The sequence below is a fragment of the Acidovorax sp. M2(2025) genome (assembly GCF_049330835.1).
Taxonomy (GTDB): Bacteria; Pseudomonadota; Gammaproteobacteria; order Burkholderiales; family Burkholderiaceae_C; genus Acidovorax.
In genome coordinates this window covers 1,134,929-1,153,261 of record NZ_CP186262.1, presented here as the reverse complement: position 1 = coordinate 1,153,261, position 18,333 = coordinate 1,134,929, and the positions used below count along the sequence as shown (strand labels likewise).

The 18,333-nt window shown below is 67.1% G+C and carries 19 protein-coding genes; 16 read left to right on the top strand and 3 right to left on the bottom strand.

Annotated features, from left to right (window positions below):
* The first annotated feature begins 244 nt into the window (after positions 1 to 244).
* Positions 245 to 2,176 carry a sigma-54-dependent Fis family transcriptional regulator gene (locus tag ACOYR3_RS05330; RefSeq protein ID WP_422845438.1) on the top strand — a complete coding sequence of 644 codons (1,932 nt, stop codon included), beginning with the start codon at positions 245 to 247 and terminating at the stop codon, positions 2,174 to 2,176.
* A gap of 21 nt (positions 2,177 to 2,197) precedes the next feature.
* Here the strand turns inward: ACOYR3_RS05330 and ACOYR3_RS05325 are convergent, their stop codons facing one another.
* The gene (locus tag ACOYR3_RS05325) at positions 2,198 to 2,410 is read right to left on the bottom strand and encodes a hypothetical protein (RefSeq protein ID WP_422845437.1); all 213 of its coding nucleotides are present in this window, start codon (positions 2,408 to 2,410) and stop codon (positions 2,198 to 2,200) included.
* Positions 2,411 to 2,582: 172 nt separating this feature from the next.
* On the opposite strand from ACOYR3_RS05325, the gene ACOYR3_RS05320 reads away from it, so the two are divergent.
* Together ACOYR3_RS05320 and ACOYR3_RS05315 are read left to right on the top strand one after the other, a co-directional pair.
* Entirely contained in the window at positions 2,583 to 3,089 is a 507-nt protein-coding gene (locus ACOYR3_RS05320) for a flavodoxin family protein (protein ID WP_422845436.1), read from the top strand.
* A gap of 25 nt (positions 3,090 to 3,114) precedes the next feature.
* Positions 3,115 to 3,585 (top strand): surface-adhesin E family protein, encoded by a 471-nt coding sequence (locus ACOYR3_RS05315; protein WP_422845435.1) that lies wholly within the window; start codon positions 3,115 to 3,117, stop codon positions 3,583 to 3,585.
* Between the two features lie 34 nt (positions 3,586 to 3,619).
* On the opposite strand, the gene ACOYR3_RS05310 is transcribed toward ACOYR3_RS05315, so the two are convergent.
* Positions 3,620 to 3,958, bottom strand: coding sequence for an ArsR/SmtB family transcription factor (locus ACOYR3_RS05310; RefSeq protein WP_422845434.1), 339 nt, complete (start codon positions 3,956 to 3,958; stop codon positions 3,620 to 3,622).
* Positions 3,959 to 4,050: 92 nt separating this feature from the next.
* On the opposite strand from ACOYR3_RS05310, the gene ACOYR3_RS05305 reads away from it, so the two are divergent.
* The 6 genes from ACOYR3_RS05305 (at position 4,051) to ACOYR3_RS05280 (ending at position 11,802) form a co-directional block, all read left to right on the top strand.
* Positions 4,051 to 5,115, top strand: coding sequence for an efflux RND transporter periplasmic adaptor subunit (locus ACOYR3_RS05305; RefSeq protein WP_422845433.1), 1,065 nt, complete (start codon positions 4,051 to 4,053; stop codon positions 5,113 to 5,115).
* Between the two features lies 1 nt (position 5,116).
* On the top strand, positions 5,117 to 8,452 hold the full coding sequence (locus tag ACOYR3_RS05300) for an efflux RND transporter permease subunit (protein ID WP_422845432.1): 3,336 nt from the start codon (positions 5,117 to 5,119) through the stop codon (positions 8,450 to 8,452).
* A 46-nt stretch (positions 8,453 to 8,498) separates the two neighbouring features.
* Positions 8,499 to 9,785: an NAD(P)/FAD-dependent oxidoreductase gene (locus ACOYR3_RS05295; RefSeq protein WP_422845431.1), complete on the top strand. Its 1,287-nt coding sequence runs from the start codon at positions 8,499 to 8,501 to the stop codon at positions 9,783 to 9,785.
* 73 nt (positions 9,786 to 9,858) lie between these two features.
* Complete coding sequence (locus ACOYR3_RS05290; protein ID WP_422845430.1) at positions 9,859 to 10,068, top strand: YgaP family membrane protein; 210 nt, start codon at positions 9,859 to 9,861, stop codon at positions 10,066 to 10,068.
* A gap of 12 nt (positions 10,069 to 10,080) precedes the next feature.
* Positions 10,081 to 11,502 carry a TolC family protein gene (locus ACOYR3_RS05285; protein ID WP_422845429.1) on the top strand — a complete coding sequence of 474 codons (1,422 nt, stop codon included), beginning with the start codon at positions 10,081 to 10,083 and terminating at the stop codon, positions 11,500 to 11,502.
* A gap of 3 nt (positions 11,503 to 11,505) precedes the next feature.
* Positions 11,506 to 11,802, top strand: a complete 297-nt coding sequence (locus ACOYR3_RS05280; protein WP_422845428.1) for a rhodanese-like domain-containing protein — start codon at positions 11,506 to 11,508, stop codon at positions 11,800 to 11,802.
* 34 nt (positions 11,803 to 11,836) lie between these two features.
* Here ACOYR3_RS05280 and ACOYR3_RS05275 read toward each other — a convergent pair whose 3' ends face one another.
* Positions 11,837 to 12,184 carry an ArsR/SmtB family transcription factor gene (locus tag ACOYR3_RS05275; protein ID WP_422845427.1) on the bottom strand — a complete coding sequence of 116 codons (348 nt, stop codon included), beginning with the start codon at positions 12,182 to 12,184 and terminating at the stop codon, positions 11,837 to 11,839.
* Between the two features lie 91 nt (positions 12,185 to 12,275).
* Here ACOYR3_RS05275 and ACOYR3_RS05270 point away from each other — a divergent pair, with 91 nt between their 5' ends.
* The 7 genes from ACOYR3_RS05270 (at position 12,276) to ACOYR3_RS05240 (ending at position 18,046) form a co-directional block, all read left to right on the top strand.
* Positions 12,276 to 13,136: an MBL fold metallo-hydrolase gene (locus ACOYR3_RS05270; RefSeq protein ID WP_422845426.1), complete on the top strand. Its 861-nt coding sequence runs from the start codon at positions 12,276 to 12,278 to the stop codon at positions 13,134 to 13,136.
* Positions 13,137 to 13,172: 36 nt separating this feature from the next.
* Complete coding sequence (locus ACOYR3_RS05265) at positions 13,173 to 13,619, top strand: OsmC family protein (RefSeq protein ID WP_422845425.1); 447 nt, start codon at positions 13,173 to 13,175, stop codon at positions 13,617 to 13,619.
* A gap of 28 nt (positions 13,620 to 13,647) precedes the next feature.
* Entirely contained in the window at positions 13,648 to 14,028 is a 381-nt protein-coding gene (locus ACOYR3_RS05260; protein ID WP_422845424.1) for a rhodanese-like domain-containing protein, read from the top strand.
* Between the two features lie 82 nt (positions 14,029 to 14,110).
* Positions 14,111 to 14,302 carry a YgaP family membrane protein gene (locus ACOYR3_RS05255; RefSeq protein ID WP_422845423.1) on the top strand — a complete coding sequence of 64 codons (192 nt, stop codon included), beginning with the start codon at positions 14,111 to 14,113 and terminating at the stop codon, positions 14,300 to 14,302.
* Positions 14,303 to 14,538: 236 nt separating this feature from the next.
* Complete coding sequence (locus tag ACOYR3_RS05250) at positions 14,539 to 15,027, top strand: hemerythrin domain-containing protein (protein WP_422845422.1); 489 nt, start codon at positions 14,539 to 14,541, stop codon at positions 15,025 to 15,027.
* Between the two features lie 61 nt (positions 15,028 to 15,088).
* Complete coding sequence (locus ACOYR3_RS05245) at positions 15,089 to 15,559, top strand: DUF421 domain-containing protein (RefSeq protein WP_422845421.1); 471 nt, start codon at positions 15,089 to 15,091, stop codon at positions 15,557 to 15,559.
* Positions 15,560 to 15,640: 81 nt separating this feature from the next.
* A complete protein-coding gene (locus tag ACOYR3_RS05240) occupies positions 15,641 to 18,046 on the top strand; it encodes a catalase (protein ID WP_422845420.1) in 2,406 nt (801 codons plus the stop codon).
* Positions 18,047 to 18,333 lie beyond the last annotated feature (287 nt).

The following is an 18,333-nucleotide window of genomic DNA, read 5'->3' as shown; positions in this document are numbered from 1 at the left end:
CCACCCATCAAAACCCGTGCCAGCGCGCTGCACCCTGCCAAGTCATTGATTTTTAAGGAATTCCCCGCAAAGCACCGGGTTGCACGCGTGACACGGTGTCCGCTCCAGAACGCGACAGCTGTCTCGAAATGGAACAGTTGACCGAGCCAGGGGGTTGTGGCGCTTGCCGGGGAACCGGGGGGCCGCCATACTGGACCGACCCCAGTGAAACGGCGCGACGACGCCCGGGGCGGAGACAAACCCGATGCGTTCAACATCCACATCCGTGGCGCTGCGGCAAGCTCGGCAGCATCTGCTGGAAACCGGCCAGTGCCCCAGCGGCCTGGTGGACGACCGCCTGGCGCGGTCCTGGCGGCGCAGCCTGGACAACGGCCTGGCCCCCACCGGGCGCCTGGGATGCCACGACAACCTGGAGCATCCGGCCCTGCGGCAACTGCGCAGCCTGCACCAGGAGCTACTGGCCCATTCGCGCCCCGTCATGGAATACCTGTTCGAGCAGGTGCGTGACAGCCAGAGCGTGGTGGTGCTGGCCAGCCCGTGTGGGACGCTGGTGGACACCTGCGGCGACCCCTACTTCCTGGGCAAGGCCGAACGGGTGGCGCTGACCAGCGGCGCCTCCTGGCACGAAGCACAGCGGGGCACCAATGCCATCGGCACGGCGCTGGCCGAGATGGCTCCCGTGGAAGTCCATGGCGCGGAGCATTTCCTGGAGCGCAACGGCTTTCTGACCTGTGCCGCGGCGCCCATCCTCTCGGGCACCGGGCAGCTGCTGGGCATTCTGGACATCTCCAGCGAGCACAGCCGGGGCAATCCGCACACGCTGGGGCTGGTGAGCACGGCCGCCCACATGATCGAGAACCGGCTGCTGGTGTCCGGCAGCCAGCGGCACGTCCGCCTGCACCTGCACCCCCACCCCGAAGGGATCGGCACGGTGGCTGAAGGCATCGTGCTGGTCTCGGAGGACGGGTGGGTGGTCGGCGCCAACCGCAGTGCACTGGCGATGTTGCGCCTGCCGGCGGGGCAGCTCGGCAGCGTCCCTCTCGACCAGGTGCTGGACGCCCGCCTGGAAGATCTGATGCTGCGGCACCAGCGCCGCCCGGAGGCCCCCCTATCCCTGCGGCGGCACGATGGATCGGCCCTGTTCGGCCAGCTGGTGCCCGACCGGCGTACCGTCCGTGCCACGCCCGTGCAACCGCCCGCTCCGCTGGCGCCGGACGACGCCCTCGCACGGCTGGACACCGGAGACGCGCGCTGGCGCGCCGCGGCCGCCAAGACGCGGCGGGTTCTGGACAAGCCGATTCCCCTGCTCATCCAGGGCGAATCGGGCGTGGGCAAGGAGTGGTTCGCGCGCAGCGCCCACCAGAGCGGCCCGCGCCGCAACGGCCCGTTTGTGGCCGTCAACTGTGCCGCGTTGCCCGAATCGCTGATCGAATCCGAGCTGTTTGGCTACGCCGCAGGTGCGTTCACCGGCGGGCGGCGCGAGGGGCGTGCGGGCTTGCTGCGCGAAGCCCATGGCGGCACGCTGTTTCTGGACGAAATCGGCGACATGCCGCTCGCGCTGCAAACCCGGCTGCTGCGCGTCCTGCAGGAGCGCCAGGTGGTGCCGCTGGGCAGTGCGCAGCCGGTGGCCGTGGATTTCGCCCTGGTGTGCGCATCCCACCGCAATCTGCGTGAGGAGGCGGAGCAGGGCCGGTTCCGCTCCGACCTGTACTACCGGATCAACGGGCTTGCCATTGAGTTGCCGCCGTTGCGCGAGCGCACCGATTTCGAGGCGCTGAGCCTGCAGCTGCTGCAGAGCATCGAACCGGGCCGCACGCTGCGCCTGGCGCCCTCCGTCATGGCGGCCCTGCAGAACTACCGCTGGCCCGGCAACCTGCGCCAGTGCGCCAGTGTGCTGCGCACGGCCTGCGCCATGCTGGACGCGCACGAAGACCGGGTGGAATGGCACCACCTGCCCGACGACTTCCAGCACGAGCTCCAGCGCGCGGAACGGTTTGCCGCCGAACCACCGCCGGCGCGCGCCCCGCAGAATCTGGACGAGCTGTCGCAGTCCGCCATCCAGCAAGCGCTGGAGAGTTGCCGCGGCAACATGAGCCATGCGGCCCGCACCCTGGGCATCAGCCGCCAGACGCTGTACCGCAAGCTCGCCCAGCGTAAGCAGCGCGCGGCACGCTGAGGGCGGGCCACCTGCCCGGACCTACCGGCGGTCGCCCCGGGCATAGGCCCGCACTGCGTCCACCGCCTGTTCGCGCGAAGGCCATACGGCATCGCTGACCGGGATGTTGTGGCCGTCCACCAGCAGGCTCCGCACGGTGAACTGGCCCTGGCGGGTCCGCCCCAGCACGGCGGAATACGACGTGCCGTCGGATTCGCCAAAGATATTCTCTTCCTGCTCGCTTGGATCCGGCATGTCAGCTCCCATCATTCGGTGGCTGTCGATTGTGGGCACACCAACGCGCCGGCGGTGTAGGCCAACCGCCCTTGGGCCCGTTGGCGATTTCGCAGGAAAACCCCGTTGCAGCGGCAGCGGGCTGCCACCGGCCCGGGGGGGGGACTCCCGCGCGCGTGGGATGATGCAGCGCATGACACCGCGCAAGACCCTGCTGATCGTCTACCACTCGATGACGGACGGGACCCGCCAGATGGCCCAGGCTGCGTGCGACGGAGCCTCGGCCGACCCGGATTCCCCTGTGCAGGTGCGGCTGCTGCATGCAGCGCAGGCCGGCGCATCGGAGGTGCTGGGTGCCGACGGCTACGTGTTTGCCACGCCCGAGAATCTCGCAGCCATCAGCGGGCAGCTCAAGGACTTCTTTGATCGCAGCTACTATGCGGTGCTCGACCACGTGAACGGCCGCCCGTATGCCAGCCTGGTCTGCGCTGGCTCCGACGGACGCGGTGCCGCCAGACAGATCGAGCGGATCGCCACCGGCTGGCGCCTGAAACCTGTTGCCGAACCCCTGATCGTGTGCACCCATGCCCAGACTCCGCAAGCCATCCTGGCGCCCAAGCGCATTTCCGACGACGCACTCCTGCGCTGCAGGACGCTGGGCGAAGCCTTTGCGCAAGGCCTGGCGCTGGGTGTCTTCTGAGCCTGTTCAGCCCAGCACCGCCCCCATGGCCAACAACCGCCGCCCTGCCTGGACCGTCCGCCTGCGTGCCGCTGCTGCGGCGCTGGTGTGCGCTGCTGCGGCGTGCAGCGCCCAGGCGGCGGAGTCCATGTGGCTCACAGTGGTGGGTGACTCCGGGGATGCTGCCGTGGACACGGTGGAGGTGGACGCCACCAGCGCCGTCGCATTCGAGTCGATGCGTCTGGTCAAGCTGCGGGTCAACCGGGCGAGGCCGCGGACGGGGTTTGACGGGCAGCCCTACCGGTCTTACTACTCCACCGCCGTAATGGACTGCAACGGACTCAAGGCCTGGCACCGCACCTTGTCACTGTACGAGCAGCCGCTGTGGCGCGGAAAGCTCCGCATCATGGAATACACCGAGAGCGACGGGCGGGAAGTGGCCTTTGCCGACATGGAAGCCAATCCCAGGGACCGGCTGATCAAGGCCGCCTGCGCCATCGCCCTGCGGGGCGGCTAGCCCCCGCCTTGAGGGCGCGCTGCCGCGGTTGCCGTCAGCGCCCCAGCTGGAATGCTGCCCGTGCTGCGGCGTCGCGCTCCAGCCGCCGTGCAATGTTGCCGCACACCAGGTCGCACAGCGCGTCCACCGACGCGTCGGTCAACCGGTAGTACACGCTCGTCCCACGCCCTTCCCGGCTCACCAGGCCGTTCTTGGTCATCAGTGACAGGTGCCGGGAAATGTTGGCCGCCGTGTAGCCGCATTCCTGCGCCAGCTCCCCGACGTTCTTTTCCCCGCCCCGGAGCAGGTTGAGGATGCGTAGCCGCGTGGGTTCGGCCAGCACCTGGAAGTAAGCAGCCACCTGCGCAAGGGCTTCGGGGGGCATGTTCATCATGGTTGATCTCCAGCATTCGGGTATAGGATACATTATTGACTAATTAGCTGATTAGTTAAATAATTAACAGAACACCGATTCCTGGAGCCTTCATGAGATCCCTGAGCATCTGGACCGCCGCACTCTCGCTGGCCTGGGCGCCCCTGGCCGCGTCCGCCGGTGAAGCCCCCCTGACCAGCTTTACAGTGCAGCCGGCGGCCACGCAGCTGTCCAGCAGCGTGGATGCCCAGGTCGAGGCCGTGCGCGACGCCACGGTGGCAGCCCAGGTGCCGGGCGCCATCGTCCGGCTGGCGGTGCGTGCGGGAGAACAGGTGACGGCCGGCCAGGAACTGGTGCGCATTGACGCGCGGGCCGCGCAGCTCAACGCGGCGGCCAGCACGGCCCAGGTGGACGCTGCACGGGCCACCCTGCGCGTGGCGGCGCAGGAATACGAACGCCAGAAGCAGTTGTTCCAGAAGCAGTACATCAGCCAGTCTGCCCTGGACCGGGCCGAGGCGCAGTGGCGCGCCAGCCAGGCGCAGGTTCAAGCCCTCCAGGCCCAGGCCGGGGCAGCGTCTACGCAGTCCGATTTCTACGCCCTGAAAGCGCCTTTCACGGGCGTGGTCGGCACCGTCCCCGCCACGGTGGGCGACATGGCCCTGCCGGGCAAGCCGCTGCTGACGGTGTACGACCCCTCGGCCATGCGCGTCACCGCGGCCGTGGGGCAGCAACAGGCGGCAGCGCTGCGCAACGCCAGCGGACCGGTGCAGATCGAGATTCCCGGCCTCACCCCCGAGCGCGTGGCCGTGCCTGCCGGCAAGGTTCAGGTGTTGCCCACCGTGGACAGCCTGAGCCACACCGTGCAGGTGCGGGTAGACCTGCCGCCCGGCACGGCCGGCGCAGCACCAGGCATGTTTGCGCGGCTGTGGCTGCCGACGGCCCCACCGCAGAGTGCGGCGGCGGGCGCTGCGCAAGCAGGCCCCCTGCTGGTGCCCGCCAGTGCGGTGGTGCGCCGTGCGGAAATGACGGGCCTGTATGTGCTGGACGCACAAGACCGGCCCCTGCTGCGCCAGGTCCGGCTGGGCCGGGCGGTCGGCGACCAGGTGGAAGTGCTCAGCGGCATCCGCGCCGGGGAGCGGGTCGCGCTCCAGCCCCAAGCGGCTGCAAAGGTGCGCTGACATGGCCCATCCAAACAATCCTTCGCCGCTGGGCATCTCGGGGCGCATTGCCGCCTTGTTCCAGGGTGCGCAGATCACGCCGCTGCTGGCGCTTGTCGCATTCCTGCTGGGCGTGTTTGCCGTGCTGGTCACCCCCCGGGAGGAAGAGCCCCAGATCGACGTGACCATGGCCAACGTCATCGTGCCCTTCCCTGGCGCTGCGGTGGCCGACGTGGAGCAGATGATCGCCATCCCGGCGGAACAGGTGCTGTCGCAAATGCAGGGCACCGAGCACGTGACCTCGGTGTCGCGTCCCGGCGTGGCCGTGATGACGGTGCAGTTCAAGGTGGGCGTGCCCCGCACGGAAGCCCTGGTCCGGCTGCACGACACCCTGCGGAGCAACGCGGACTGGCTGCCCAAGGGGCTTGGCGCGATGGACCCCGTGATCAAGCCCAAGGGCATTGACGATGTGCCGGTGGTGACGCTCACCCTGCACAGCCACGACGAGGCGTCGGGCGCGTTCGCCCTGGAGCGCGTGGCGCACAGCGTCGAGGCCGAAATCAAGCGCGTTCCCGGCACCCGCGAAGTCCAGACCCTGGGCGGTCCGGGGCGCGCCGTGCTGGTGCGCATGGACACGGACCGCATGGCCGCCACCGGCACCACGGTGGACGACCTGCGCCGGGCTTTGCAATCGGCCAACATGGGCCTGCCGGTAGGGGAGCTGCTGGGCGAGGACCGCACCGTGCAGGTGGACAGCGGCCCGCTGCTGGCGGGCGCAGACGAGGTGGCGGACCTGATGGTCGGCGTCCGGTCTGGCAAACCCGTTTTCCTCAAGGATGTGGCGCAAGTGCAGGACGCCGCGCCCCCCTCCACCCAGTACGTGTGGCACGGGGTCCCGCGGCGCGCCGAGGCTGGCGCTGACGCAGCACCGTCCGGCGGCGTGGATGAATTCCCCGCAGTAACCCTCACCGTGACCAAGAAGGCCGGCGAGAACGCCATCGACGTGGCCAACGCCGTGGTGCAGCGCGTGGACCAGCTGCGCAACACCGTGATTCCGGCAGGCGTGGAAGTGACCGAAACGCGCAACTACGGCGTCACCGCCAACGACAAGGCCCAGAAGCTCATCCAGAAACTGCTGTTTGCCACCGCCTCGGTGGTGGCCCTGGTGTTTCTGGCGCTGGGCCGGCGCGAGGCGGCCATCGTGGGCGTGGCGGTCGTGCTCACGCTCACCGTGACGCTGTTTGCCTCCTGGGCCTGGGGCTTCACGCTCAACCGCGTGTCGCTGTTTGCGCTGATCTTTTCCATCGGCATCCTGGTGGACGACGCCATCGTGGTGGTGGAGAACATCCACCGCCACCAGCAGCTGCACCCGGGGCGTAGCCTGCGGGAGATCATTCCCCATGCGGTGGACGAGGTCGGCGGGCCCACCATCCTGGCCACCTTGACGGTGATCGCCGCGCTGCTGCCGATGGCTTTCGTCAGCGGACTCATGGGCCCCTACATGGCCCCCATCCCCATCAACGCGAGCATGGGCATGCTGCTGTCGCTGGCCGTGGCCTTTGTCATCACGCCCTGGCTGGCGCGGCTGTGGATGAAGGAACAATCGGCCCACCACGCACCCGGCACGGCCACGGCCCAGCACAGCGGCCTGAGTGCCCGCATCGCTCCTTGGTTCGAGCGTGTGTTCACGCCGTTGCTGGACGAACAGCGGGGCCGGCGCAACCGCCGCTGGCTGGCCGCCGGGGTGGCGGTGCTGATCGCCGTGTCGGTGGCGCTGCCCGTGGTCGGCTGGGTGCAGCTGAAGATGCTGCCCTTCGACAACAAGTCCGAGTTCCAGGTGGTGGTCGACATGCCTGCGGGCACCCCGGTGGAGCGGACTGCTGCGGTGCTGCATGAACTGGGGGCGCACCTCGCCACCGTGCCGGAGGTCGTCCACTACCAGGCCTATGCGGGCTTGTCCGGGCCCATCAACTTCAACGGCCTGGTACGCCAGTACTACCTGCGGGCCGGCGGCGAAGTCGGCGATATCCAGGTCAACCTGGCCGACAAGCACCACCGCAAGGACCAAAGCCATGCCATTGCCACGCGGGTGCGTCCGGCTCTGCAAGAGATCGGAAAGCGCCACGGTGCCAATGTGAAGGTGGTCGAGGTGCCCCCGGGCCCCCCCGTGCTCTCACCCATCGTTGCCGAGGTGTACGGCCCCAGCGCCGAAGGTCGGCGCGCGGTGGCGCGTGCGGTACGCACCGCACTGTCCGGCACCGAAGGCATCGTGGACGCAGATGACAGCAGCATTGCGGACGCACCGCGCACGCTGCTGATCGTCGACCGGCGCAAGGCCGCGCTGCTGGGTATTCCGCAGCAGGCCATCGTGAGCACGCTCCACGCGGGCCTCAGCGGCGAGGCCGCCACTTGGCTGCGCGATGCCAGCAAGTACCCGGCCCCCGTGCTGCTGCAGCTGCCCGCGGAAAGCCAGGGCGACCTGCAAGGCCTGTTGCGCCTCACGGTACGGGGAGCCCAGGGACAGCTGGTCCCCATCCGCGAGCTGGTCACGCTGAGCGACACCCTGCGCGAGCAACCGGTCTACCACAAGGACCTGCTGCCGGTGAATTTCGTCGTGGCCGACATGGCGGGCCGGGTGGACAGCCCCCTGTACGGCATGTTCCAGAACCGCGCCGAGATCGGCCGCATCGTCGCCCCCGACGGTGGCGCAGTAGAGGAGTATTTCGTGCGCCAGCCCTCGGACCCGCTGCGCGGCTACGCCGTGAAGTGGGACGGCGAATGGCAGATCACCTACGAAACCTTCCGCGACATGGGGGCTGCCTACGCCGTGGGCCTGGTACTGATCTATCTGCTGGTCGTGGCGCAGTTCGGCTCCTACCTCACGCCGCTGATCATCATGGCGCCCATTCCGCTGACCATCATCGGCGTGATGCCTGGCCACGCCCTGCTGGGAGCGCAGTACACCGCGACCAGCATGATCGGGATGATCGCGCTGGCGGGCATCATCGTGCGCAACTCCATCCTGCTGGTGGACTTCATCCGCCTGCAGGTGGGCGAAGGCGTGCCGCTGAAGACCGCCATCGTGCACTCGGCCATCACCCGCGCGCAGCCCATCGTGCTCACCGGGCTGGCCGCCATGATCGGTGCGTTCTTCATCCTGGACGACCCGATCTTCAACGGCCTGGCTATCTCGCTCATCTTTGGCATTTTTGTCTCCACCGTCCTGACGCTGGTGGTGATCCCCACCCTGTACTACGCGGCGTACCGCCCGCGCGGTACGGCCCCGGGACCGGAAGGTTCCGGCCCCGCAACCCCGCCTGCCGACAACAGTCCGCCAGAGACTGTGGCCCGCCCCTGAAAGGACCGGGCGCAGGCACCCCATCCGTCCACCACAGGAGACAAGCATGGCACACGTAGTGATTATTGGAGCGGGCATCGGCGGCATGCCGGCCGCGTACGAGATGCGCGCCCGACTGCCCCGCGAGCACCGGGTGACCGTCATCAGTGCGGTCGACTATTTCCAGTTCGTTCCGTCCAACCCCTGGATCGCCGTGGGCTGGCGCCAGCGTGACGACGTGGTCCTGCAGATCCGCCCCTTGCTGGAGCGCAAGGGCATTGATTTCATTGCCCAGCCCGTCCAGGCGATCAACGCCCAGGCCAACACGCTGGCGTTGCAGGACGGCAGCACGGTGGCCTACGACTACCTGGTCATCACCACCGGACCTCGGCTGGCTTTCGAGGAAGTGCCGGGTTCGGGGCCAGTCAACGGCCACACCCATTCGGTGTGCTCGGTGGATCATGCGGAACATTTCTGGAAGGACTACCAGAAGTTCCTCGAAGCACCCGGCCCCATCGTCATCGGTGCCATGCCCGGCGCCAGCTGCTTCGGGCCTGCGTACGAATTCGCTTTCATCGTTGCGGCGGACTTGCGCAAGCGCAAGCTGCGCCACAAGGTGCCCATCACCTTCGTGACCAGCGAGCCTTACATCGGGCATCTGGGGCTGGGCGGCGTGGGCGACAGCAAGAGCATGCTGGAAAGCGAACTGCGCAGCCAGGACATCAAGTGGATCACCAATGCGCGCACGACACGGGTCGACGAGGGCAAGATGGTGGTCGAGCAACTGGACGGCAAAGGCCAGGTGGACTCCGTGCACGAGCTGGGCTTCAAGCTGTCGATGATGCTTCCCGCCTTCAAGGGCGTGGACGCGGTAGCGTCCGTCGCCGGACTGTGCAACCCGCGCGGTTTCGTGCTCATCGACGAGCACCAGCGCAGCAAGGCCTACCCCAATATCTTTGCCGCCGGGGTGTGCGTGGCCATTCCGCCGGTGGAAGCCACCCCTGTGCCCACCGGCGCCCCCAAGACGGGTTACATGATCGAGACCATGGTGTCTGCGATCGTGCACAACATCGCGGCCGACATTGCCGGCCAGCCGGCCGACGCCACGGCCACCTGGAACGCCATCTGCCTGGCCGACATGGGCGATACCGGCGCGGCCTTCGTGGCCCTGCCCCAGATTCCGCCCCGCAACGTGAACTGGTTCAAGAAGGGCAAGTGGGTCCACCTGGGCAAGATCGCGTTCGAGAAATACTTCCTCAACAAGATGAAGTCGGGCAACTCGGAGCCGATCTACGAGAAGTATGTGCTCAAGCTGCTGGGCATTGCCCGGCTGCACGACCACAAGCCCCATTGAGGCCTGCTCTGCCCGCACGCTCGCCCGTTTTTTTCTCTCATCTTTCCGTGCTTTTTTTACAAGGAGTTTTCATATGACAAGCTGGCAAATCGTGCGCGTGGTCGCAGGCGCATTCATTCTGCTGTCCCTGGCGCTGGGCATCCCGGGCAGCCCGGTGTTCATGAGTTCCTGGTGGCTGGCGTTCACAGCCTTCGTGGGCGTCAACCTGCTGCAAAGCGGCATCACGAAGTGGTGCCTGATGGAATCCATCCTGCGCAAGCTGGGCGCACGCCCCGGCTGCTGACAAGGAGCCACCATGCGCAAACTTCTCCTGTGCGCGGCCGCCCTGCTGGCCTGCGGCGTGGGCCCGGCCCAGGCGGCGGATTTGCGCGACGCCTGGCTGGCAGCCAGACAACAGCACCCGGGCATGGCGGCGGCGGCCGCAGAACGTGCGGCAGGCGACGCCCGCCGCCTGCAGGCCGAACGAATCTGGAACCCGACCGTCGCAGCCCAGGCCAGCGCCGGCGCCATGGGGTCTCGCACCTCCGCCCAGGGCGCTGCGTTTTCGCTGCCGGGGTCCGCACCGGTGGCGGGCGTGGGCTTTGAAACATCCGTGCACAGCGGACCCGGCACACGCTGGGGCGTCGAGGCCCGGATGCCTTTGTACAGCCCGGAACGGTCTGCCCAGGAGCGCCAGCTGCGGCTCTCGGCCGATCTGTCGGAGTTGCAGGCGGCTTCCTTGCAGCAGCAGCTGATGCTGCAGACCGCCGAGCGGTATTTCGCGGCCGTACTGGCCGAGCAGCAGCACGCCCTGCTGGTGCGCCAGCAGCAGGCCACCGACCGGGCCTTGCAAGAGGCGCGCGACCGGTTCACCGCCGGCGACACGCCGATCACCGATGTGCGCGAAGCGGAAGCCCAAGCACTGGCGACGGCCGCACAGGCCGAGGCCGCCAGTGTCGACCTGCAGATAGCACGCCGTGCGCTGGCGCAGACCACGGGCTGGGACCCGGCGGCCCCGCAAACCCTTCGCCCCCCCGCCGCTGTCAGTGCCCTCGCTGAAACCATGGGCGCAGCCTCCGCCCTCGGACCCGTCACCTCCTGGCTTGATGGCGCCGCACATGAGAACCTCCAGCTGCGCACCCAGGCCCAGTTGGTTGCCGTGGCTGCACAGGAAGCCGCCAAGGCCGCCCAAGGCGCCAGCACCAAGGTGGACCTGGTCGGACAGGCCGGGGCCGAGCACCTGTCCGGCTCAGGCCGCTGGGGATCAGCGAGTAACGCGGCCCGCCAGTTCATGGTGGGGGTGCAGATTCAGGTGCCCCTGTACACCGGCGGACAGCAGGATGCCCGCGCACAGGAATTGCTGCGCCTGCAGGACAAGGCCCAGGCGAACCTGGACAGCGCGCGGCTGGAGGTAGCGCAGCAGGTCCACGCGACCTGGCTGCAGTTGCAGGCCGGTGTCGCGCGCGCTCACGCGCTGGAGGCCGCGCTGAAGGCTGCGCAAGCACGGCTGGACGCCACCCAGCTGGGCCGCCAGGTGGGGGACCGGACCACGCTTGAACTGCTGCGCGCCACCAACGATGCACTGCAGGCGGAATCCCAGTTGCTGGCCCACCGGGCGCGGATGGCACAGGCGCGACTGCAGCTGCTGGCACTGGCCGGCCGGCTGGACGAATCGGCCCTGCAAGCTGCCACCGATGCCGGCACGCCGGTCTCACCATCTCTTCCACCGTCTTCCTGAACCATGCCGCTCGAAACCCCTACCGCAAAGCCGCTCCTCATCGTCGACGTGCGCTCTCCCGGCGAATTCGCCGCAGGCCACGTTGCCGGCTCCGTCAACCTGCCGCTGGACCAGTTGGCCCTGCGCGCCAGCACCGTGCTGCCCGACCAGCACCAGCCCCTGGTGCTGTGCTGCCTGTCCGGCGCGCGCTCCGGAATGGCAGCACAATGGCTCAAGGCGCAGGGCTACAGCCAGGTGGTCAATGGGGGAAGCGTGGGCACCGTGGCGCTGCAACTCGGCCGCCGCATCGAGGCCGACTAAAGCGGAGGGTCCTCCGCCTGCCCGTGCCCGCCGGTCAGCAGGTGCGCCGGGCCGTGGCCTGGGCCAGGCCCGGCTCGCAAAACTGCTCGAACAGAACCTTCATCACGGCCAACGCCTCAGGGCTCGCGATGTCGTAGTAAATGCTCTTGCCCTCGCGGCGGGTATTGACCAGGCCTTCTTCGCGCAGCACGGCCAGCTGCTGCGACAACGTGGGTTGTGCAATGCCTGCAAGCGCTTCCAGCTCGCCCACTCTCTTCTCTCCCTGGGTGAGTTGGCACAGGAGCAGCAAGCGGTCGGGGTTGGACAGAACCTTCAGAAGGCGGCAGGCGTTTTCGGCCAGCTGGCGCAAACTTTCGAGATCAACGGGGGTGTCGGCGAGCATGGTGACGTTCCTCAATTTCGCTTCTCATATTCTATTGACAGACAAAATATAAAAACATAGATTATTTGTATCACCGCACTTCTGGTCACCGATGACGCCCCAGATCCAAGCCTTCTTCGACGACGCCACATGGACCGTCAGCTACGTGGTCTTCGACGAGCCCGGCGGCCACTGTGCCGTGATTGATTCCGTGCTGGACTACGACCCCAAGTCCGGCCGCACCCGCACGCAATCGGCCGACCGCCTGCTTTCGTTCATCGAAAGCCAGCGCCTGACGCTGCAGTGGATTCTGGAAACCCACGCCCATGCCGACCACCTGTCGGCTGCGCACTACCTGCGCAGTCGGCTGGGCGGCCGCATCGCGATTGGCGCAGCCATTACCCAGGTGCAGGAGGTCTTCAAGGCGGTCTTTCATCTGGAGGCAAGCTTCTCCACACAAGGCCGCCAGTTTGACCATCTGCTGCACGACAAAGAGGTCTTCTCGATCGGGCGGCTGCAGGCCCAGGCGTTCGCCGTGCCGGGCCACACGCCGGCCTGCGTGGCCTACCAGGTGGACGACGCGGTGTGGGTGGGGGACACGCTTTTCATGCCCGACGTCGGCACCGCACGCTGCGATTTTCCGGGCGGCAACGCGCACACGCTGTATCAGTCCATCCAACGGCTGCTGAGCCTTCCGCCGCAAACCCGGCTTTTCATGTGCCACGACTATCCTCCGCAGGGTCGGCCCCCTGCGTGGCAGACCACCGTGGCGGCACAACGGGAGCACAACATCCACGTGCGCGACGGCACCACGGAGGAGGCTTTCGTGCAACTGCGCGCCGCGCGCGACGCGACCCTGGAGATGCCGGTGCTCATCCTGCCTGCAGTCCAGGTCAACATCCGGGCGGGCGCCCTGCCCCCAGCCGAAGACAACGGTATCTCGTACCTCAAGATTCCGGTCAACGGGCTGTGAGGCGCACTTCCCCATCCTGTTCCTCTCGAGGCCCCCATGAGCAATGAACAAATCACCGTCGAACTCTTCCAGCAAGAAAACTACCGCTTTGGCGTGCGCTTCGGCGCCAGCGTGCCCGACCTGGTCGCCGACGAACCGGCACCGCTGGGCGCGGGCAGCGGCCCCTCGCCGGTGCAATTGCTGTGTGCGGCCGTGGGCAACTGCCTGAGCGACTCGCTCCTGTTTGCGCTGCGCAAGTTCAAGCAGGCACCGGAGCCGCTGCAGGCCACGGTGGCTGCGGAGGTCGGCCGAAACACCGAAGGCCGGCTGCGCGTGCTGGGCATGAAGGCCACGCTGCGCCTGGGCGTGAGCGCTGCCCGCCTGGAGCATCTGGACCGCGTGCTGGGACAGTTCGAAGCCTTCTGCACGGTCACGCAGAGCGTGGGCCAAGGCATTCCCATCACGGTGAAGGTCATCGACGCCGACGGCCTGGTGCTCCAGTAACCCCTCCTTCCATTCTTCAGGAAACGCCATGAAAAACGCCCACGATCTGGTGGCCGAAGCAAAAGCCCAGGTGCCCGAGATCCCGCTGGAGCAGGCCGAAGAGGCCCTGCGCAAGGCCGACGTGCTCATCGATGTCCGCGAAGCCGACGAATACCTGGCGGGCCATATTCCCGGTGCCATCCACATGTCGCGCGGCGTGCTGGAATTCAAATTGAGCGGCGCCCCGGCCCTTGCCGCACGCGATCTCAAGATCGTCCTGTACTGCAAGACCAGCGGGCGCGCCGCGCTGGCCGCCCGGTCGCTGCAAGCCATGGGTTACCTGGACGTGCAGTCTCTCGCCGGGGGATTCGACGCCTGGTCGGCAGCCGGCAAACCGGTGGCCTCTCCCCAGGCACCCACGTTCGACTGACGCAGGCGCCCCACCAGCCACCCGCTTTTTTTTTGCGCCATCCCAGCCCCGCAGGGGCCTTCAACCCGAAAAGGAAAACACCATGAAAGCCAACGTTGGAACCATTGACCGCGTGCTGCGCATCGTTGCAGGCCTGGTGCTCATCGCCCTGGCAGCCACCGGCACCGTCGGATGGTGGGGCTGGCTCGGCGTCGTCCCGCTGGCCACGGGCCTGTTTCGCTTTTGCCCAGCCTACACCTTGCTGGGTATCACCACCTGCCCCATGAAGCAATAAGCCTCAACACTACAACCCGCGAAGGGGCGCTTGGCCGGATGCGCAGCTGCAGTGCGCCCGCGCCTTGGCTTGGCTGCGCCACCGGCCCCTCCCTCCGTTCCCCCTATCGCTGCGCCACCGCTGCGCCGCGGGGCTCCATCGCTGCACTGACGCCCGCCATGGGCGTCCGCCTACACGGCCCGGCAGTGGGTTTCCAGAAGATGAGGTCGCTTTCATAACCCTCTTAAGGAGTTCCCATGCCCTCCAGCCAACGCCAGAAAGACGTGTGCGACCTGCTTGACGCCGACCACAAGGCCGTCAAGAAAATGTTCAAGGATTTTGACGCCCTGTGCGAGTCCCGGGCGCGCAATGCCCCCCAGATGCGGCTGGACCTGGCCCGCGAGATCTGCATCGAATTGACCGTGCATGCCCAGCTGGAAGAAGAGCTGTTCTACCCGGCGCTGCGCGGCGCCATCAAGGAAACCGACCTGATCGCCGAAGCCGAGGTGGAGCACCAGACCGCCAAGGACCTGATCGCGCAAATCCAGGCGGCAGAAGCCGCCGATGAAACCTTCGACGCAAAGGTGAAGGTCCTGGGCGAATACATCGACCACCACGTCAAGGAAGAGCGCAACGAAATCTTCCCCAAGGCCCGCGCGGCCCGAAAACTCGACCTTGTCGCCCTGCGCGACGAAGTGGCGGCGCGCAAGCAGGAACTGATGGACGAACAACTGGCCGTGGCCTGATGGCCCGCCCCCCTCCGGCCCGCGGTGAGCCGGCCTGCGCTGGTTCTTGCGGGGTGAATGCATGTGGCAACTGACGCTGCCGTGGTGGGAACTGGTGCTGCGCGCCACCCTGGTGTATGCAGCCCTGCTGTTGCTGATCCGGATTTCGGGCCGGCGCACCGTGGGCCAGTTCACCCCGTTCGACCTGCTCGTGGTCATGCTGCTCAGTGAGTCTGTGTCCAACGCCCTGTCGGGCGGCGACGAATCCGCTGTGGCCGGCCTCATCGGTGCCAGCACCCTCATCGGGCTCAATTTGGTGGTGGCCGTGGTCACTGCGCGCAGCGCTACCTTGCAAACAATTTTGCAAGGCGAACCTGTTCTTGTGGGCAAGGACGGCTACATCTTCCGCGACGCCCTGCGAAGGCAGCACGTTCCCGAATCTGATCTCCGCCAGGCCCTGCGGGAGGCGGAGTGCGAACTGGAATCCATGCAGTGCGCTTTCCTGGAAGCCGACGGGCGCATCAGCATCCTCAAGAAGCCCGAAACCGGGTGAAAGAACCCGGCGGTACCCCACGAACGGGAACGGCCTTGTGCCGCCCCCCCTCAGTCCAACCCTTCCGCGAGAGGACCTTCCATGCCCAGATCCAAGAATCCCGCAGCCGCCACCGCAACCACCTCAGCCGCGGCGGCAAGAAACACCGACAGCGCTCCGGCCAAGGCCGGGCCCGCCGTGGATGCGGCGTCCGCCAAGGCGGCAGAGAGCGATGCCCTGGCTGCTGCGATGCCGTTCAACACGTCCAAAGCCGCCGAACATGGGTTCCAGAACGGCACAAGCCCCGTGGCGGGCGCCACGGTCCAGCCCGGTTCGCGGCTGGCTACGGCCAGCACGCTGTCCGAGAACCAGAACACCGGGAAAACGGGAGGCATCGCTCCCCAGGGCCTGAATGCCACCCTCCAGCCCCTGGACCGGGTGCGCGTGGACTCTTCCGGCCAGAGCCTCACCACGAACCAGGGGGTCCGCGTTGGCGACAACCAGAACTCCCTGAAGTACGGTGAGCGCGGCCCAGTGCTGCTGGAAGACTTCATCCTGCGCGAAAAAATCACGCACTTCGACCACGAGCGGATTCCCGAACGCATCGTGCATGCACGGGGATCAGGTGCGCATGGCTTTTTTGAATGCTACGAGCCCTTGACCGACATCACACGCGCCGCGCCCTTCCAGGCCGCAGGAAAGCGCACGCCCGTATTCGTGCGGTTTTCCACGGTGCAAGGAGAACGGGGTTCCAAGGACACGGCGCGCGATGTGCGCGGTTTCGCCGTCAAGTTCTATACCGACGAAGGCAACTGGGACCTGGTGGGCAACAACATGCCAGTGTTCTTCATCCAGGACGCGATGAAGTTCCCCGACCTGGTGCACGCGGTCAAGCCCGAGCCCCACCACCAGATGCCCCAGGCCGCCAGCGCCCACGACACGTTCTGGGACTTCGTTTCGCTGATGCCAGAGTCCACCCACATGCTGCTGTGGGTCATGTCCGACCGTGCGCTGCCGCGCAGCTACGCCACCATGCAGGGCTTTGGCGTGCACACCTTCCGTTTCGTCAACGCCGCTGGCGAAGCCGTGTTTGTCAAGTTCCACTGGAGCCCACAGGCGGGTACCCATTCGCTGGTGTGGGACGAGGCCGTGAAGATTTCGGGCGCCGATCCCGACTACCACCGCCGCGACCTGTGGGAACGCATTGAGGCCGGGGCCTACCCGGAGTACGAACTGGGCGTGCAGGTGTTTACCGAGGAACAGGCCGAGGCTTTCAGCTTCGACATCCTGGATGCCACCAAGATCGTGCCGGAAGAGCTGGTGCCCATACGCCCCGTGGGCCGGATGGTGCTCAACCGCAACCCGGACAATTTCTTCGCCGAAACCGAACAAGTCGCCTTCTGCGCGGCGCATGTCATCCCGGGGATCGATTTTTCCAACGACCCGCTGCTGGCCGGGCGCATTCATTCCTATGTGGATACGCAGATATCCCGGTTGGGAGGACCCAATTTTCATGAGCTGCCCATCAACGCCCCGCTCGCACAGGTTCACAACAACCAGCGCGATGGCATGCACCGCCAGGCCATTCCCCGAGGACGGGTGGCCTATGAGCCCAATTCGCTCGCAGGGGGGTGTCCCTTCCAGGCCGGTGCAGCGCAAGGCTTTGTGTCGGTGCCGGCACGCATCCAGGCGCAGGAGGCCCAAGGCAAGTTGCGCGCCAAACCGGAGAAGTTTGCCGACCACTACACGCAGGCCCGGCTTTTCTATGCGAGCCAGAGCCCCGTGGAGCAAGCCCACATCGCGGCGGCATTCCGCTTCGAGCTGAGCAAGGTCACGGTCCCCGCCGTCCGCGAACGCATGGTGGCATCCTTGCGCAATGTCTCCGACGCGCTGGCCCAGCAGGTGGCCGCTGGCCTGGGCATGGAGGCGCTGCCGCCCGCCATGCCCCGTGCGCTGGAAAAGCCCGTGTCGCCAGAGGTCACTGCCTCGGCCGCCCTGTCGCTGTTTGCGCGGCCAGGAGATGGGCGCCTGCTGGGCCGCAAGGTCGCCATCCTGGTGGCGGACGGTATCGTGGGCCAAAGTGCCATGGAGTTGCACGCAGCCCTGCTGGAGCGCGGCGCTGTTCCGCGGCTAGTGGGGCCGCGCATCGGCCCGGTGAAGACGGCCGACCATGTGCCGATGCAAGCCGACGCCTCGCTGGAAAACGAGCCCGGTTTCCTGTTTGACGCGCTGGCACTTCCCGACGGCGATGCGGGGGTGCAGGCGCTGGCAGCTATCGGCCACACGGTGGAGTTCCTGAAGGACCAGTACCGGCACGGCAAAGCGATCCTGACCATGCCCTCCTCGTCGGCCCTGCTGCTGAAAGCCCAGATTCCCTCGGCACTGCCCTCCGGCGACATGGACCCGGGCATGGTCTTCGGGGCATCTGCCGCGGACTTCGAACGCTTCCTGCTAGGCATTGCACGGCACCGGCACCCGGAACGGGAAACCGATCCGCCAGCGGTCTGAAGGACCGCACCGCCGCACGCACTGTTCCATGAAACACACCCACCCATGGTTGCTGGAGCGGGCCCGCCGACGGCTACGGAAGCGACGGCCCAGCCCAAGCAGCGGCTCGCGCGCCGGGACGTGGTGGCGACCTGCGCGAACGACAACTACGGCGTTGGGCATTCAGTCTTCAAGGAACTGGTAGCGGCGTGCCAGAAGTTCCCCTGCCGGCCCCAGCTAAAAATGATCTGACCGAGCTCAAGCCGCGCCATTCCGCGTTCCACGCCAGGCCTCTGGACCATCTGCTG